We start from the raw sequence: 14,256 nt of genomic DNA, 5'->3' as shown, positions 1-14,256 counted from the left end.
GAGCATGAGCGGTCTCGGCGGTCTCAACAAGTCTCCCAACGGTCTGGTGATCGGGCTGGTGCAGCTTCAGCTTCCGGTTGTCAGGACTCCCGCCGACCTGGCGGCGCAGACCGAGCGGATCGTGGCGATGGTCGGCAAGGCCCGGCGCAGCATGCCCACGATGGATTTGGTCGTCTTCCCCGAGTACGCGCTGCACGGCCTTTCGATGGATACATCGGCCGAGCTCATGTGCAGCCTCGAGGGCCCCGAGGTCGCCGCATTCAAGGACGCCTGCGCTGCAAACCGCATCTGGGGCTGCTTCTCGATCATGGAGAAGAACCCGGGCGGCAACCCTTTCAACTCGGGTCTGATCATTGACGACGAGGGCGAGCTGAAACTCTACTACCGCAAGCTTCACCCCTGGGTGCCGGTCGAACCGTGGGAACCGGGCGATCTCGGTGTCCCGGTGATCGAGGGTCCGAAAGGCGCGAAGATTGCGCTCATTATCTGTCATGACGGCATGTTTCCCGAGATGGCCCGCGAGGCGGCCTACCGGGGAGCCGAGATCATGCTGCGCACGGCCGGTTACACCGCTCCGATCCGCCACAGCTGGCGCTTCACCAACCAGTCGAATGCCTTCTGCAATCTGATGGTGACCGCGAGCGTCTGCATGTGCGGGTCGGACGGAACATTCGACTCGATGGGCGAAGCCATGGTGTGCAACTTCGACGGCACCGTCGTTGCCCACGGGACCTCGGGCCGGCCGGACGAAATCATCACCGCGGAAGTCAGGCCCGACCTCGTCCGCGAGGCCCGCGCCAACTGGGGTGTCGAGAACAATATCTACCAGCTCGGCCACCGGGGCTTCGTCGCCGTTCAGGGCGGCGCGAGCGACTGCCCCTACACCTACATGACCGACCTCGCCGCCGGACGATACCGGCTGCCCTGGGAAGGCGAGGTGAAGGTCACCGACGGCACGGGCGAGGGCTTCGACGCGCCGACAAGGCGCTTCGGCGAAAGGCGGCGGGAGGCTGCGGAATGAAGGATCAGCTCCAGATTACGGTCGCATCCGAGCCTTATCCATGGCCCTACAACGGGGATCTGAGGCCGGAGAACACGACGCTCATCATAATCGACATGCAAACCGACTTCTGCGGCGAGGGTGGCTATGTCGACGCCATGGGCTACGACCTGTCGCTGACGCGCGCCCCGATCGGTCCCATCAAGGCGGTCCTCGGCGTGATGCGGGCGAAGGGCTATCACATCATCCATACACGCGAGGGGCATCGGCCCGACCTGTCCGACCTGCCGCGGAACAAGCGCTGGCGGTCGCAGCGCATCGGGGCGGGCATTGGCGATCCGGGACCCTGCGGAAGGATCCTGATCCGGGGCGAGGCAGGCTGGGACATCATCGAGGAGCTTTACCCTGTGCCAGGGGAAAGCATTATCGACAAGCCCGGCAAGGGCTCGTTCTGCGCGACCGACCTGGAACTGATCCTGCGCACGAAGGGCATCGAGAATATCATTCTGGCCGGCATCACGACCGATGTCTGCGTCTCGACGACGATGCGGGAGGCCAACGACCGGGGCTTCGAATGCCTGATCCTCGAGGACTGCTGCGGCGCAACGGATCCCGGCAACCATGCCGCCGCCATTCACATGGTGAAGATGCAGGGCGGGGTCTTCGGCGCCGTGTCGAACTCCAGAGACCTCATTGAGGGGCTGCCATGAAGTCCGTTTCCAGTACCAAGGGCGCGATCGGCGTCGAGACGCTGCACATGACGATGCGCTTCGGTGCCTTCACGGCGCTCGACGACGTTTCCGTCCGGATCGAGCCGGGCAGCTTCCATGCGCTTCTCGGCGAGAACGGCGCAGGCAAGTCGACCCTGGTGAAGTGCATCATGGGCTTCTACCATGCGACCTCGGGCGAGATGCTGATCGACGGACACGAAGCGAAGGTTCCCGACCCTCGGGCCGCGCATGCCCTCGGCCTGGGCATGGTTTACCAGCATTTCACGCTGGTCCCGTCATTGACCGCCGCCGAGAATCTCGTGATCAGCCGCGAGGATGCGCCGGCCGTCATCGACTGGCGAAAGGAAAGCGCCCGGCTCGAAGACTTCATGACGCGGATGCCCTTCCGGGTCCCGCTCGACCGTCCGGTTCGCGCGCTCGCCGCTGGCGAGAAGCAGAAGCTCGAGATCCTGAAGCAACTTTATCTCGGTCGCCGGTTTCTCATACTCGACGAGCCGACGTCCGTCCTGACACCCGACGAGGCCGACGAGGTCCTGGGTCACGTCCGGGGCCTTTGCGAGGCGGGAGCGATTACCGTCCTCATGATCTCTCACAAGTTTCGAGAAGTCGAAGCCTATGCTGACGAGGTCACGGTACTCCGTCGCGGCAAGCTGGTCGGGCAGGGGCCGGTGGCCGACCTGTCTCGGGCGGAGATGGCGCGGATGATGATGGGGGACGCCAAGCTCGCCGAGCCTGCGCCACGTGCAGGCATTCCTGGCCCAATCATTCTCTCTGCGATGGGCGTGCGCGCGAAGGATCGCTCGGGACTGAAGGAGATCGCGTTGGAGCGGCTCGAAGTGCGAGGCGGCGAGATCGTCGGTCTCGCCGGAATATCGGGCAACGGGCAGGTCGAACTGATGGAGCTCCTGACCGGCCAGCGCCCGCATTACGCCGGTTCCATCGAAGTGAAGGGCGCGCCCTTCGAGGCGACACGTTCCGAAGCCCGTGTCCTCGGCGTGAGATACCTGCCGGAGGAACCGCTTCACAATGCCTGCGCTCCCAGGATGAGCGTCGTCGAGAACATCGGGTTCAGAACCTTCGACCTCAACGGCTCTGGCAGCCGCTTCTGGCTGAAACCAGGGGACATGCGACGGCGGGCCGGGGAACTTGTCGAGGCGTTCCGCGTCAAGACCGCATCGCTCGATAGCCCGATCTCCTCGCTTTCGGGCGGGAACGTGCAGCGCGCGGTGCTTGCCCGGGAGCTGACTGGCGCGGTCGATCTGCTGATCGTGGCCAACCCGTGCTTCGGCCTGGACTTCACCGCCGTGGCCGAGATTCGGGCGCGCATCATGTCCGCCAGGAACGGCGGCGCCGCGGTGCTGCTGATCTCGGAGGACCTGGACGAGATCATGGAGCTCGCCGACCGGGTACTCGTGATGTCCGAGGGAGCCATCTCTTATGACCGGCCGGTCGGAGAAGTGGCCATCGGCGAAATCGGTCAGCGCATGGCCGGGCATCACTGATGGCGGAGATCGACGCACTCCCGTTCCCGCTTGTTTTCGATCCGGAAACCACGGTGCTCATGGTGATCGACATGCAGCGCGACTTCATCGAGGAGGGTGGCTTCGGCGCTTCGCTCGGCAACGACGTGCGGCTGCTCCAGGCGATCGTGCCCGCGACCGCACGGCTCATCGCTGCGGCGCGCGCGGCGGAGATTCCGGTCATTCATACCCGCGAGTGTCACGCGCCGGACCTTTCCGACTGCCCACCGGCGAAACGGGGCCGTGGGTCCCCCGCGCTGCGCATCGGCGATGTGGGTCCGATGGGCCGCGTCCTCATCGCCGGTGAGCCGGGCGCGGACATCGTGCCGGAACTGGCACCCGCCGAGGGAGAAATCGTGATCGACAAGCCTGGCAAGGGCGCCTTCTATGCCACCGACCTCGGCGACCGTCTGGCGCGGTTGGGCACGCGGACGTTGGTCCTTGCGGGCGTCACGACCGAGGTCTGTGTGCAGACCACCATGCGTGAGGCGAACGACCGGGGGTACGAGTGTCTGCTCGCCGAAGACGCGACCGAAAGCTACTTCCCCGAGTTCAAGGCGGCGACGCTCGAGATGATCCGCGCCCAGGGGGCTATCGTCGGCTGGACCGCGACCACCTGGCAGATCGAGGCGGCGCTTCGTGGATAAGGGAGTAGAGAAGCAGGTTCACATCGCCGGTCTTTTGAAGGGTGCGTGGCAGGATGCCGACTTTCAGCCATTCCGCGACGGTGTCGAGATCTGCTGGATTCGCCGGTCTGATCCAGGTGTGGCCCTGCTTCGCTATGCGCCGGGAGCCCGGGTGCCCCGCCATCTCCACACCGGCCTCGAGACGATCTTCGTGCTGGAAGGCAGCCAGTGCGACGAGAGCGGGACCTATGCGGCCGGTTCCGTCGTCCTGAACCCCGAGGGCAGCGTCCATTCGGTCTGGTCGGACGAAGGCTGTGTCCTGATGATCGAATGGGAGCGGCCGGTCCGCATTCTCGAGGAAGAGCGATGACGGTCCTCGCAGACACATCCTTCGACTTTGCGTCGCTGCAGGCCGCGTTTGCCTCAGGGTACTCGGCGGCCGATGCGGTCGAGGAAGCCTATCGACGGATAGCGCTTGCGAACGACCCGGGCATCTTCATCCACCTCCGCCGGAAGGAGGACGTCCTTGCCGAGGCCCACGCCTTGCCGCCGTTCGACCCCGAACGATTTCCCCTCTGGGGACTTCCATTCGCGATCAAGGACAACATTGACCTTGCCGGAGTGCCGACGACGGCGGCCTGTCCGGCCTTCGCGTACACCGCCGAGGCGGATTCCTTTGTCGTGAACCTGCTGCGAAAGGCCGGGGCGATCCCCGTCGGCAAGACGAACCTGGACCAGTTTGCGACAGGGCTTGTCGGGGTCAGGACGCCTTATCCGGTCCCGAAGAACGCCCTCGATCCTGCAATCGTCCCCGGCGGTTCGTCATCGGGCTCGGCCGTCGCGGTGGCCCGCGGCCTCGTGTCGTTCGCTCTTGGCACCGATACGGCCGGATCGGGCCGGGTGCCGGCGGCGCTGAATAATATCGTCGGTCTGAAGCCCACGCTCGGAGCGCTGTCGGCAACGGGCGTCGTCCCGGCCTGTCGTACACTCGATACGATCTCAATCTTCGCGCTGACCGTCCCCGACGCCTGGAGGGTCTTCTCGGCGGCGGCGCGCTATGACGACGCGGACGGCTATTCCAAGCGTGTCGTCGCCCCGCGCATGGGTGCCGCAGAATCCGCTCTGCGCGTGGGCGTGCCAAGCGCGGCGACCCGCCAGTTCTTTGGCGACACGGTACAGGAGCAGGCCTTCGCAGACACGCTCGCGCGGCTCTCCTATCTTGGAGCGACGCTGGTCGAGCTGGACTTCAAGCCCTTCTTTGACGTGGCGGCGATGCTGTACGAGGGCGCCTGGGTCGCCGAGCGCATGGCGGCGGTCGAGACGTTCATGCGCGAGCGCCCCGACGAGATCCATCCCGTCACCCGCCAGATCATCGGAGCGGCTAACCGACTGTCCGCCGCGGACGCGTTTCGCGGCATCTACCGGCTAGCCGACCTTCGCCGCAGCGCCGAAGGGTTGATGACCGGGATCGACCTGCTTTGCGTGCCGACCATCCCGACCTTCTACACCCTGGCGGACCTGGAAGCCGACCCGGTCACGCCCAATTCGCGACTTGGCACGTACACGAACTTCGTCAACCTGATGGATCTATGCGGGATTGCAGTCCCGACAGGCCTTCGCGCGGACGGCCGTCCGAGCGGTGTCACGCTGCTTGCGCGTGCGGGGCAGGACGCGCGCGCGGCTGCGGTCGCGAAGGGGCTTCACGAGGATGCCCTGCCCATGCTGGGCGCCACCCAATTGCAGGTGAGGCCGGGCGACCTCGGCAACCCGCGTCCCGATCCCGACGAATGCGTCATCGCCGTCGTCGGTGCTCACATGTCCGGCTTGCCGCTGAACCACATGTTGACCGAGCTCGGCGGATGGTTCCTCGAGAGTGCTAGGACGGCGGCCGACTATCGACTGTACGCATTACCGGGCGGCCCCCCGCAGCGGCCTGGACTTCTGCGCAGTGCGTCCGGCAGTACAATCGCATTGGAGCTTTGGGCGCTTCCCTTGAGGGGCTTGGGTCCGCTCCTTGCCTCCGTCCCAGGACCGCTGTCGATAGGCAGTGTCACGCTGTCCGATGACCGGTGTGTCAAGGGGTTCCTGATGGAGGCGCATGCGGCTGAGGCATCCGATGACATCACCCATTTCGGTGGGTGGCGGGCCTATCTTGCGAGCCGCTAGGTCGTGCAGAGACCCGTCACAATTCCACTTGCTTGGAAAGCTCGAGCGACTGTCGCTGCGCCGGGGTCGATGTGGCCACCCAGTGGTTCGGTGCTGATAGGCCGCGCGGCCAGTCTTGGCGCCAATCATCGAGGCCGTATGGTCCGCTTCGGCACGAGCGGCTTTGGCAACTGTCGATATCCCGGCCTCCAATTCATGAAGGCGGGTTTCAGCGCGTCGACCATCCTGCGCTGCCGCTCAGGAGACGCTGAGACCAGTCAAACAACAGGATTGCTCTGTTCCGGGGGACAATCATGCGCAGCCGCAAAGAAATTCGCGCTTCAGGGGTCGGAGAGCCCCAAGACATAGGAGTTCGGGACGGGGATGAATGAACAGTGTAGAACCCATTGAGTGTCTAGAAAGGACTGCATGCGACACCTCGATCCGTTCAAGGACATCGTCGTTATTGCCCGGGTCGGTTCGATCCGGAAGGCTGCCGAGATACTTAACATCAGCCCGACCGCGCTGAACCGACGACTGCTTGCGATGGAAGCAGATTTCGGTGTGCAGATTTTCGAGCGCCTGCCCAAGGGGTTGAGACTTTCCTCCTCAGGCGAATTGATCATCCGACACATGCGCAACCAGCTTTCGCAGCATGACTACCTGATCTCGCAAATTGACAACTTGTCCGGATTGCGGAGTGGTCATGTATCGATCGCCTGCAGCCAAGCCTTGCTGCCGCATTTTCTGCCGGAGCAGATCGCGACCTTCAGAACGGCGCACCCCGACGTGACCTTCAGCGTGCGTCTGCGCGACAGAGGGATGGCGGAAAGCAGCTTGCAGGACCATTCCGCAGACATTGCGGTTGTCCTGGAGCCGATGAACCTCAGCGTGTTCCAGAACGAACTCACAGTGGGTCAGCCGGTCTGGTGCCTGATGCGCGAGCAGCATCCGCTCGCGGCGAAAAACACGATCCGGCTGGGCGAATGTTCAGAGTACCACGTTGCGCTGCCGGAACCCAGTTATGGCGTCCGGTTCCTGATGGACCGGACACACATGACCTCGATCTACGGGCTCAAGCCCGTGGTCGAGGCTGACAGCTTCGAGTTCCTGCGCGGCCTTTCGGAATATGAGGACGTCTTGACCTTCCACATCCCGATCAGCCTGCCGGCAAAGCCGCCCCCGGGCATGGTCTATCGGCCGCTCGACCCTCGGGATGTGGCCGAAGGCCGTCTGTCGATCGGGTACCTCAAGGGGCGCACGCTGCCCGTCGCCGCGGCCAGCTTTCTCGAGCACGTCTGCCGTGCACTTGGCGAGCGCCACGGTGATCTGGTGAAAGCCTAGTTTCGCAAGCAGCGGACCGAGCGGACTATCGGCGTGGTCGTGCCGCCCGTCGACACCAGCGCGGCCTTGCGTATGACCCGGGCGGGACCTTCGACCTTGCTTGCTGCGCGTTCGCGCATCTTGCCCACCTGGGCGACCTCCAGCGCGGTCACGTTCCCCGGGTTGTCGGCGCACACGCGCGCGCCTGAGCCCTTGGCTTGGGGCATTGGCAGGAGCGCGACGATGCCAAGGGCCAATACCACATTCAGGACCATAGACATCCGCATGGACCTGTTCTGGAAAGTATCAATTGCGATGGACATTTCATCTTCCCTGCTACGTCGTTGCTGGTGTTCTGGAGCCCATTCACCAAGACTGGAAGGAACACCGCTATAGGAAGAATGAAGCGCAGTACGCGGGATGTCGCGTGACATCTTTGCACTCGCCCAGTGCATAAAACGCAGATGAAGGTGCATTACGGTACTCACGGCGTCTCAAGCTGTTCAACGCAAGGTGCAGTGCTAATCGTCACCTACAGTTCGTCCCGCCTTAGCGATTCCTGAGCTCTCGAGCCGGACTACTATCCCCGGTGCGCCGTCAGCCGCCTCGATGAACTCGATACCGAAACCCTCAAGGGTCTCACGCAGCCTGATCACGTTTGCGGCTGTGGCTGACGGCTTCCCATCCGTCATTTCAATCCGCTTGATCGTGCTGGTGCCCAAGGAACTTGCCTTCGCCAACTCAACAACGCTGAGCCGCAAAGCCAATCGAGCCACTCGAAACTGCAGTCCAGTCATGCTTGACCTACTCCATATGATACCATATATACCATATGGTACCGTTTAGTAAAGGCTAGCCCACATGAACACGTTAGAATGGCGTTCAGAGTTCCTGCGCTTGGAAGGAGCCTACTCACCAGCCACCATGAAATCCTACTATAGTGATGTCGACATCTTCGCGGCTTGGTGCGCGGAGGAGGGCAGGAACGTCCTTCCAGCCACGGCCGACACAGTCAGTGCCTTCCTCGAAGCGCAGGCACTCGGTCGCTCAATGTCGACGGTGCAGCGGCGGCTGTACTCGATAAGAAAGGCGCACCGTCTGATGCGCCTTCCCGACCCTACATTGGATGAAGAGGTCTTGCTGGCCTTGCGTCGCGTCCGTCGAGCCAAGAACGCACGTCCGAAGCAGGCCCTTGCGCTCACACGAGACGTCCTCGACCGAATTCTGAGGACTCAGCCCGAGACCCCAGTCGGTCTACGTAACGCGGCGCTGCTCTCCCTCGGCTATGAGCTCCTGACCCGGCGCTCTGAATTGGCGGCGCTCAGGCTCGAAGACGTGACCTGGCGCGAAGATGGGACGCTTAGGGTTTTGATACCGAGGAGCAAGGCGGACCAGTTCGGTCAAGGTCGGCTCGCATTCACTTCAGTCAGTACACGCGAACGAGTGGACGCCTGGCTTTCCTGTCGCGGAGCGCACATCTCCTGGCTGTTCTGTCCGATATACGCCGGCAAGCCTATCGCGCGACCGCTCGGAACCTCGACCATTCGGGACATCGTGAAATCGTCTGCAAAGGCCGCGGGCTATGACGCAACTTTTGTCCGAGACTTGAGCGGTCACTCGATGCGGGTGGGCGCCGCGCAGGATTTGCTCACTGCAGGGCATGACACGGCCGCAATCATGAGGGCAGGGGGCTGGAAATCGGTCGCCGTGCTTAGCCGGTATCTGGAAGCGGCAGAACACAACGTCTGGAACTGAGGGGACAAATGTCATTGAGGCAGCGGAGAGGTCAGGTGATCCGCGCCACCTTGATCTCTGACGCGCGTGGTTCACGAAACGCTGCTGTGGCGCAAGATAAATGCCTCTATTGCTTCGCACTTCTTGTTGTTCAGCTGGGGCCCGTTTAGCCTGCGATAAGACACGTCGAGAAGATGTATGCGCGTCTCGACATGCCTGATCTTCTGCTCGATACTCCGCCTCTCGCTTTCCGGCGCGGTCTCGAGTTGGGCCGTCAGGTCGGCCAAAAGGTCGGACAGTGCGGTTGACCGCTGGACCTGAAGCTCGACGACCGCCTGACACTCTTGCACCGGCTGCGCGTGCCCCGCGGTTACCCCGAACATCACGATACCGAAAGCCGAAGCGACGGAGCGGATCCTGTGAATAGACATGTCATCCCCCAATTACATGTGGATGCGCCGCTACCGGGCGCCGAAGCCGCTGAAGAAGATCACCACAGTGCGCCAGATGATGAAGGCCTCGAGAGCGAAGCTGGCGCGCCGGACGTAATAGCTGTCGAACCTGGCCTTTCGGCGGATCGCATTGGCGCTGTCTGCATAACCGCCCTGGACCTGTGCCAGCCCCGTGATGCCGGGGCGGACGCGGAATCGTTCGCTGTATCGAGGGACCGTCTGCCAGAACAGATGGGAGTGCTCCCAGGCGTCAGGCCGGGGACCAACAACGCTCATTTCTCCGCGCCAGACGTTTACGAAGTTCGGCAACTCATCCAATCGGAATCGTCGGAGGATCCGCCCAAGAGGCGTGATTCGCTCGACTTCCAGCGGAGCAGTGGCTGGACGCGCGTTCGTGACGACCTCCTCCGGCAGCATCGTCCGAAACTTCAACATGGTGAACCGGTCGCCATAAAGCCCCATTCGATGCTGCGAATAAAGCAGCGGACCCGGATTGAAGAGCGGATTGAGAAGAAAAAGGAGGATGCCGACAAAGGCTGTGAGAACCAGTCCGAAAGGGCAAAGGATCAAGTCGAATGCGCGTTTGCTGAGTACTCGCTCAAGCTTAATGCCGGACTGGCGTTCGGCGGCGACAACCAGAATAGGATTCTTGTCGAAATCACGGGAATACATGGCGGGCAGCCCTCAACGAAAATGAATTTGTCGACTGATCAACCACCGTTGGATATGCGGTAACACCGTTTGTCGAGTGACACTAGCCTTGACAGGGCATTTTTCCGCGGCGATCTGAAATGGACGATTCGAAGTCCGATGAATGAGCACCAAGTCCGTTCCCAGGGCAACTTCTTCGTCTATGATCGTCTCTGGCGCAGGCTCGCGCGCAACCCAAACTTCAGTAATGGACACAGGGCGCAGGGCCGCTGGGTCCGATGCCTCTGCCGTCCTGGATCTGAGCAGCCATTCGATGCGGGTCGGCGCGGCACAAGACCTTCTCACGGCGGGGCATGACACGGCCGCGATCATGAGAGCAGGGGGCTGGAAATCGGTCGCCGTGCTCAGCCGCTATCTCGAGGCGGCGGAGCGCATCGTCTGGAAGCGAGGCGTGAACCTGTCACGCAGCGGCGAGTTCAGGCAGCAGTTTCCTGAAATAGTCGATGGTCCGGTCGAGACCTTCGTCCAGAGCGACGGAGGGCTGCCAGCACAGCTTCTCCTTCGCCACAGAAATATCCGGCTGGCGCTGTTTCGGGTCGTCTTCCGGAAGGGCCTCGTGGATCAGCCTGGACCGCGATCCCGTCTTGGAGAGCACCTTCTCCGCAAGCTCGCGGATCGTGAACTCCCCCGGGTTGCCGAGGTTCACCGGCCCGGTGACGTCGTCCTCGCTCTCCATCAAGCGGACAAAGCCCTCGACGAGGTCGTCGACGAAGCAGAAGGACCGCGTCTGCTGCCCTTCGCCGTAGATTGTAATGGGATCGCCGCGCAGCGCCTGCACGATGAAGTTCGACACCACGCGGCCGTCGGCGTGATGCATGCGAGGCCCGTAGGTGTTGAAGATCCGCGCCACCTTGATCTGTAGACGGTGCTGGCGGTGATAGTCGAAGAAGAGCGTCTCCGCGCAGCGCTTGCCCTCGTCATAGCAGGAGCGCGGCCCGATGGGGTTGACGTTGCCCCAGTAGCTCTCCGGCTGCGGATGCACGCTCGGATCACCGTAGACCTCGCTGGTCGAGGCCTGGAAGATGCGGCACTTCAGGCGCTTCGCCAGACCGAGCATGTTGATCGCGCCGTGCACCGAGGTCTTCGTCGTGGCCACCGGATCATGCTGGTAGTGCACCGGCGAGGCCGGGCAGGCGAGGTTGTAGATCTCGTCGACCTCGACGTAGAGCGGGAAGGTCACATCGTGGCGCAGGAACTCGAAGCGCGGATGGCTGTGCAGGTGATCGATGTTGCGCTTGGTCCCGGTAAAGAGGTTGTCGGCGCAGAGCACCTCGTGGCCCTGCTCGAGCAGCCGGTCGATCAGGTGGGAGCCCAGGAAGCCGGCGCCGCCGGTGACCAGGATACGTTTGCGGCTGTCATAGAGGCGTGCCAAGCGGGATCACTCCTTGCAGTTCTGGAACATTATTTCGTGCGCGACTGCTCTCGGAGGAGGAGCCGTATCGTTCGGAAATACCACGCCTTGTAAGTGGCATAGTGGTAGCCGGCACGGCCGTCCAGCACCCCCAGCTTCACCACGTAGGTATAGACAAAATAGAACATTGCGTACCACCCCGCACCAATGTGGCGATACTTGAACCGCTGCCGCCCGGTGAGCGCCTCCCAAGCGAGGGGATCGCCGGCGAGCGCCGCCGTGCGCTTCGCTTCCCAGGCGGCGTAATCGATGTGCTTGCGGAGAAACTGCGCGAGCCCGCGGTCGTCGCGATGCTCGATCGGCACGGTGATCTCGGCCGTGCGCCCCTCGAGGATGGGATGCTCGTGGATCTCCATGTCGAGGCCGCTCCAGGCCTCCTCCTCGATCCTCTCGTAGAGCCCCGCGCCGACGCGGAACAGCGCAAGCTTGCGCTGCGGCACGCCGTGGCGAAGCGGGCGGCCGAGAAAGCTGTTGCTATAGGTGAGCCAGTAACCGACGACGTCGTCCCGTCGGATGGCGCGGGCCAGCGCCTCGACGAAGGCTGCGTCAACGAATTCGTCGGCGTCGAGGAAGAGGACCCAGGGCGTCGCGGGCGGATGAGTAAGCAGGAACCAGTTCCGTTTCTTGGGGTAGCGCCCGTCCCAGGCAAACTGCAGCACGCGGGCGCCATGCGCCTCCGCGACCTCTGCCGTCGCGTCTTCCGACTGGCTGTCGAGCACGACGACCTCGGCGAAGCGGGAGAGGCGGGAGAGCACCTCGGGCAGGGCCGCGGCCTCGTTCCTGGCCGGGATGACGACCGTGCAGGGGATGCGAGGGACAGCGTTATCGGGCATTTGCCGGACCCGAGAGGCTTGCCACGCCGGGCATACGTCGCGGCGGGGCGCGGAATGGAGCTGAAGATATGAGAATTATCAATGTGTTACGACCTAACCCTCTGCACAAGCTACAACCTTAAGTTGAAATTTGGCTTTGTTTCGGGAAATCGGGCCTTCGAGGGGCGAGGGAGGCCGCATCGGCGTTGTCTGCACGCCCCGCGGCCCAGGCTTCAAAGGCGTGCCGGCGCCCTGTGCGCGCCTCCCGGAGATAGCGCCTCAGAAGACGGTGCCGCTCGCCACCGGACATTGTCTCTTCGGTCTCGACGCGGGCGATGCGCCGCAGGATCGACAGGTCCGGGCGGACCTCCCGCCTGGTCCCGACGAACTCGAGCAGCTCGTCCATGATCAAGTCCGCCGTCTCCCGCAGGTCCTTCGTACACTCGCCGGGCTTTGCCGCCCCCGTTTCGAACGCCTGAAGGGCCCGTTCTGCAGCGACGAGGTGCGCCTCCGCCTGGGCCAGGGCGAGCGCCCTCACGCCGCATTCGTCCGCCGGCAGCAGGTCGCCCGGCGTGATGTGCGGACTGTCGAGGATGATGGCCAGCCAGCCGGCGACGCTGCCGGGATCGGGGCGTGCCGTCGCGCCGTGGCGCAGGGCATTGGACGCCACCATCGCCTTGCCGGGGGCCGTCCTGGGGCCGGTGCTGCGCCCCGCGTTGGCGCGGTTGCGGGCCGCGATCTCGTCGGACGTCATCCCCCGACGACCTCCGCCTCGACGACCTCCGCCTCGACCACCTCCGCCTCGACCACCTCCGCCTCGACAACCTCCGCCTCGATGGCCTTCACGTCGACGGGCCGGGCTTTCTGAAGAGCGTCGTAGTCCCGCTTCACCTCGCGGCGGCGCCGCTCGAGGGACTGGATCTTGTCGTCGTGCTTCGACGCCGGCGCGGGCCACGCGAGATAGGCCGCGCTCATGAGTTCGACCGGGTGCAGACCGAGTGCGACGACCTCGGCATAGGCCTCCGCCTGGAGGTCGGGATCCTGCGACACCGTCCGTGCGGCGAGGCCCTCTGCCATCTTGAGCGCCGCCGCCTTGTCGAACTCGAAGGGGGCCTTCCAGGCGTCCTCGTCCCCTCCCTCCGCGATGAACTTGTCCCAGGCCTCGTCCAGGGCCGCCTCGTGCCTGGCCTCTTCACGCGCCAGCACGGCGTCGCTGACGGACGTGTGGATCACCCGGCGGAAGTTGGCGTCGCGCATGCGGCGGTGCTGCAGAAGCTCCCACTCGATGGCGACGAGGTTCTCTGCGACGACGCATTCATAGGGTGTGAAGGGTGTGAGCGACTGCATCATGCCCCGGTGGAAGTCCCGAAAGGAGCCCGGGTCCTCACCGAGGATCGGGTCTCGCGCAGGCAGGAGGTCTGCAAAGCTGGTCATGCCGAACCGCTCCGGGCTGGGCGAGGTCAGGTCTCTGGACATGGGGCATCTCCATCATTGTCCCTGCCTCCTTCCGCCGCCACGGCCACCGAGCGAGGCAATTATCCGACGTACGTTGTGGGACGCGCGCAATCAAGCCCAGCATCTTGATTGCCTGCGTCCGTCGATCAATCCCCTTGCGCCCGTGACACACTTACCATGCCGGGGCAGGGATCAGGACCGTTTACGTTCGCTGGCCGGGATGTCTGATGCGGATACCGGGGCGGTCCTCCGGGGTGCCGATGAAGTCGATGCCGGCGGACTCGAAGGCGGAGACAAGCTTTTTGACTGTGCCTGGTCTGCATTGAGGTGGTCCGT

The 14,256-nt window shown here is 63.7% G+C and carries 15 protein-coding genes and 1 pseudogene; 9 read left to right on the top strand and 7 right to left on the bottom strand.

Features of this window, described 5'->3' with window-relative positions:
• The first annotated feature begins 4 nt into the window (after positions 1-4).
• The 7 genes from C8D95_RS20785 to C8D95_RS20755 all read left to right on the top strand — a co-directional run bounded on the left by C8D95_RS20785 (position 5) and on the right by C8D95_RS20755 (position 7,366).
• On the top strand, positions 5-1,021 hold the full coding sequence (locus C8D95_RS20785; RefSeq protein WP_109761121.1) for a formamidase: 1,017 nt from the start codon (positions 5-7) through the stop codon (positions 1,019-1,021).
• Complete coding sequence (gene biuH, locus C8D95_RS20780; protein WP_109761120.1) at positions 1,018-1,710, top strand: biuret amidohydrolase; 693 nt, start codon at positions 1,018-1,020, stop codon at positions 1,708-1,710. Before C8D95_RS20785 ends, biuH begins: the two co-directional genes overlap by 4 nt.
• Positions 1,707-3,233, top strand: coding sequence for an ABC transporter ATP-binding protein (locus tag C8D95_RS20775; protein ID WP_109761119.1), 1,527 nt, complete (start codon positions 1,707-1,709; stop codon positions 3,231-3,233). Before biuH ends, C8D95_RS20775 begins: the two co-directional genes overlap by 4 nt.
• Entirely contained in the window at positions 3,233-3,898 is a 666-nt protein-coding gene (locus C8D95_RS20770; protein WP_109761118.1) for a cysteine hydrolase family protein, read from the top strand. The genes C8D95_RS20775 and C8D95_RS20770 overlap by 1 nt, the downstream gene beginning before the upstream one ends.
• Positions 3,891-4,247, top strand: coding sequence for a cupin domain-containing protein (locus tag C8D95_RS20765; RefSeq protein ID WP_241239817.1), 357 nt, complete (start codon positions 3,891-3,893; stop codon positions 4,245-4,247). The genes C8D95_RS20770 and C8D95_RS20765 overlap by 8 nt, the downstream gene beginning before the upstream one ends.
• Complete coding sequence (gene atzF / locus C8D95_RS20760; RefSeq protein WP_109761116.1) at positions 4,244-6,043, top strand: allophanate hydrolase; 1,800 nt, start codon at positions 4,244-4,246, stop codon at positions 6,041-6,043. Before C8D95_RS20765 ends, atzF begins: the two co-directional genes overlap by 4 nt.
• A gap of 408 nt (positions 6,044-6,451) precedes the next feature.
• Entirely contained in the window at positions 6,452-7,366 is a 915-nt protein-coding gene (locus C8D95_RS20755) for a LysR family transcriptional regulator (RefSeq protein WP_109761115.1), read from the top strand.
• Here the strand turns inward: C8D95_RS20755 and C8D95_RS21840 are convergent.
• Positions 7,363-7,779, bottom strand: a complete 417-nt coding sequence (locus C8D95_RS21840; protein WP_126918506.1) for a hypothetical protein — start codon at positions 7,777-7,779, stop codon at positions 7,363-7,365. The two genes, C8D95_RS20755 and C8D95_RS21840, sit on opposite strands and share 4 nt — an antisense overlap.
• 427 nt (positions 7,780-8,206) lie before the next feature.
• Here C8D95_RS21840 and C8D95_RS20740 point away from each other — a divergent pair, with 427 nt between their 5' ends.
• Positions 8,207-9,100: a tyrosine-type recombinase/integrase gene (locus C8D95_RS20740; protein WP_109761113.1), complete on the top strand. Its 894-nt coding sequence runs from the start codon at positions 8,207-8,209 to the stop codon at positions 9,098-9,100.
• A gap of 71 nt (positions 9,101-9,171) precedes the next feature.
• Here C8D95_RS20740 and C8D95_RS20735 read toward each other — a convergent pair whose 3' ends face one another.
• Complete coding sequence (locus C8D95_RS20735) at positions 9,172-9,510, bottom strand: hypothetical protein (RefSeq protein ID WP_109761112.1); 339 nt, start codon at positions 9,508-9,510, stop codon at positions 9,172-9,174.
• 30 nt (positions 9,511-9,540) lie between these two features.
• Positions 9,541-10,203 (bottom strand): sugar transferase, encoded by a 663-nt coding sequence (locus C8D95_RS20730; protein ID WP_109761111.1) that lies wholly within the window; start codon positions 10,201-10,203, stop codon positions 9,541-9,543.
• Positions 10,204-10,345: 142 nt separating this feature from the next.
• On the opposite strand from C8D95_RS20730, the pseudogene C8D95_RS23005 reads away from it, so the two are divergent.
• Positions 10,346-10,597 (top strand): annotated as a pseudogene (locus tag C8D95_RS23005) (tyrosine-type recombinase/integrase); the annotation flags it as partial.
• 45 nt (positions 10,598-10,642) lie between these two features.
• On the opposite strand, the gene C8D95_RS20720 reads toward C8D95_RS23005, so the two are convergent.
• From C8D95_RS20720 to C8D95_RS22185, 4 genes are all read right to left on the bottom strand, one after another.
• Positions 10,643-11,614, bottom strand: coding sequence for a UDP-glucuronic acid decarboxylase family protein (locus C8D95_RS20720; RefSeq protein ID WP_109761110.1), 972 nt, complete (start codon positions 11,612-11,614; stop codon positions 10,643-10,645).
• Between the two features lie 29 nt (positions 11,615-11,643).
• The gene (locus tag C8D95_RS20715) at positions 11,644-12,486 is read right to left on the bottom strand and encodes a glycosyltransferase family 2 protein (protein ID WP_109761109.1); all 843 of its coding nucleotides are present in this window, start codon (positions 12,484-12,486) and stop codon (positions 11,644-11,646) included.
• A gap of 118 nt (positions 12,487-12,604) precedes the next feature.
• The gene (locus C8D95_RS22190) at positions 12,605-13,219 is read right to left on the bottom strand and encodes a hypothetical protein (protein ID WP_164721585.1); all 615 of its coding nucleotides are present in this window, start codon (positions 13,217-13,219) and stop codon (positions 12,605-12,607) included.
• Positions 13,216-13,941: a hypothetical protein gene (locus tag C8D95_RS22185; protein WP_164721586.1), complete on the bottom strand. Its 726-nt coding sequence runs from the start codon at positions 13,939-13,941 to the stop codon at positions 13,216-13,218. The genes C8D95_RS22190 and C8D95_RS22185 overlap by 4 nt, the downstream gene beginning before the upstream one ends.
• Positions 13,942-14,256 lie beyond the last annotated feature (315 nt).

Origin of the sequence: Silicimonas algicola, assembly GCF_003148765.1 — a bacterium.
Lineage (GTDB): Bacteria > Pseudomonadota > Alphaproteobacteria > Rhodobacterales > Rhodobacteraceae > Silicimonas > Silicimonas algicola.
This window is presented reverse-complemented; position numbering and strand designations above follow the sequence as displayed.

Excerpts from the sequence above, each read along its gene's own strand:
- C8D95_RS20770 (WP_109761118.1), top strand. The coding sequence starts at position 3,233 with ATGGCGGAGATCGACGCACTCCCGTTCCCGCTTGTTTTCGATCCGGAA.
- C8D95_RS20785 (WP_109761121.1), top strand. The coding sequence starts at position 5 with ATGAGCGGTCTCGGCGGTCTCAACAAGTCTCCCAACGGTCTGGTGATC.
- C8D95_RS20730 (WP_109761111.1), bottom strand. The coding sequence starts at position 10,203 with ATGTATTCCCGTGATTTCGACAAGAATCCTATTCTGGTTGTCGCCGCC.
- C8D95_RS20735 (WP_109761112.1), bottom strand. The coding sequence starts at position 9,510 with ATGTCTATTCACAGGATCCGCTCCGTCGCTTCGGCTTTCGGTATCGTG.
- C8D95_RS21840 (WP_126918506.1), bottom strand. The coding sequence starts at position 7,779 with ATGTCACGCGACATCCCGCGTACTGCGCTTCATTCTTCCTATAGCGGT.
- C8D95_RS20755 (WP_109761115.1), top strand. The coding sequence starts at position 6,452 with ATGCGACACCTCGATCCGTTCAAGGACATCGTCGTTATTGCCCGGGTC.
- C8D95_RS20740 (WP_109761113.1), top strand. The coding sequence starts at position 8,207 with ATGAACACGTTAGAATGGCGTTCAGAGTTCCTGCGCTTGGAAGGAGCC.
- atzF (WP_109761116.1), top strand. The coding sequence starts at position 4,244 with ATGACGGTCCTCGCAGACACATCCTTCGACTTTGCGTCGCTGCAGGCC.
- C8D95_RS20715 (WP_109761109.1), bottom strand. The coding sequence starts at position 12,486 with ATGCCCGATAACGCTGTCCCTCGCATCCCCTGCACGGTCGTCATCCCG.
- biuH (WP_109761120.1), top strand. The coding sequence starts at position 1,018 with ATGAAGGATCAGCTCCAGATTACGGTCGCATCCGAGCCTTATCCATGG.
- C8D95_RS20775 (WP_109761119.1), top strand. The coding sequence starts at position 1,707 with ATGAAGTCCGTTTCCAGTACCAAGGGCGCGATCGGCGTCGAGACGCTG.
- C8D95_RS22190 (WP_164721585.1), bottom strand. The coding sequence starts at position 13,219 with ATGACGTCCGACGAGATCGCGGCCCGCAACCGCGCCAACGCGGGGCGC.
- C8D95_RS22185 (WP_164721586.1), bottom strand. The coding sequence starts at position 13,941 with ATGTCCAGAGACCTGACCTCGCCCAGCCCGGAGCGGTTCGGCATGACC.